We start from the raw sequence: 1,105 nt of genomic DNA on the forward strand, positions 1-1,105 counted from the left end.
CCGCCGTCGGCACACCGAACGCCACATCCTCGGTACCGCTCAACCGCGACAACAACACCGACAACGCCGCCGACATCACCATGAACGTCGTCGCGTCATACTCCCGCGCGACCCGCCGCACCAACTCCTGCAACTCCGCCGGCCACTCGACGGTGATGCGGCCGCCGCGCTGATCGGCCTCCGCCGGGTAGGGGCGGTCCGTCGGGAGCTCCAGCCTGCTGGGCAGCTCCGCCAGTGACCGCTCCCAGAACCGCATCTGTCGGCCAAGCACGCTGTCGGTGTCGGCTTCGTCGCCGAGGAGTTCGTTCTGCCAGAGCGTGTAGTCGGCGTACTGGACGGGCAACGGCTGCCAGCCGGGAGCGTCACCCGCGCTGCGCGCCCGGTACGCGGTGAAAAGGTCGCGCAGCAGCGGTGCCAGTGACCAGCCGTCCCCGGCGATGTGATGCAGCACGAGGACGAGCCGGTGTTCCGTGTCCGACAGGGCGAAGAGCGTCGCACGGAAGGGGATTTCGGCGGCCAGGTCGAAGCCGTGCCGCCCGCGGTCACCGATGGCGTCGTCGAGTTCTTTTTCCGTCCATCGGGCGGGGTCGGTGGCGTCGACGACCTCCCAGCCCAGGTTCGCTTCGGTGAGGTCCAGGACGCGCTGTTCCGGCACACCGTCGACGGCCGGGAACACCGTCCGCAAGCTCTCGTGCCGTTCCACTACGTCCGCGACGGCCGCACCCAACGCCGCACCACCGGCACCCACCCGGCACCCTCGCCCGGACCCGTCGACCCGTCCAGCCAGGCCGAGCCGCCCACCACACGCGCGAGGCCCGCCACCGACGACGCCTCCCACAGCGCCCGCACACCGATCTCGGAGCCGAGGGACTCACGGATCGCGGCGACCACACGCATCGCCGACAGCGAGTTACCGCCCAGATCGAAGAAGGAGTCATCCACCCCCACCCGCGGCACATCAAGCACCCGCGCGAAGATCCCCGCAAGGACCTCCTCCACCGGCGAAGACGCCGCCCGGAACACACCCCCCGAAAACACCGGCTCCGGCAACGCCCGCTTGTCCAGCTTCCCGTTCACCGTCAACGGCAGATCATCAACCACCATC

The 1,105-nt window shown here is 69.7% G+C and carries 2 protein-coding genes; both read right to left on the reverse strand.

The features are described 5' to 3' along the window. On the reverse strand, positions 1-727 hold a 727-nt coding region (locus IG78_RS44735; RefSeq protein WP_283936565.1), incomplete at its 3' end, for a condensation domain-containing protein. Beyond that, a partial coding sequence (locus tag IG78_RS52115) for a phosphopantetheine-binding protein (protein WP_030574931.1) occupies positions 703-1,105 on the reverse strand: 403 nt, incomplete at its 5' end. The genes IG78_RS52115 and IG78_RS44735, both read right to left, overlap by 25 nt.

The organism is Streptomyces aureocirculatus (genome assembly GCF_000720475.1).
Classification (GTDB): Bacteria; Actinomycetota; Actinomycetes; order Streptomycetales; family Streptomycetaceae; genus Streptomyces; species Streptomyces aureocirculatus.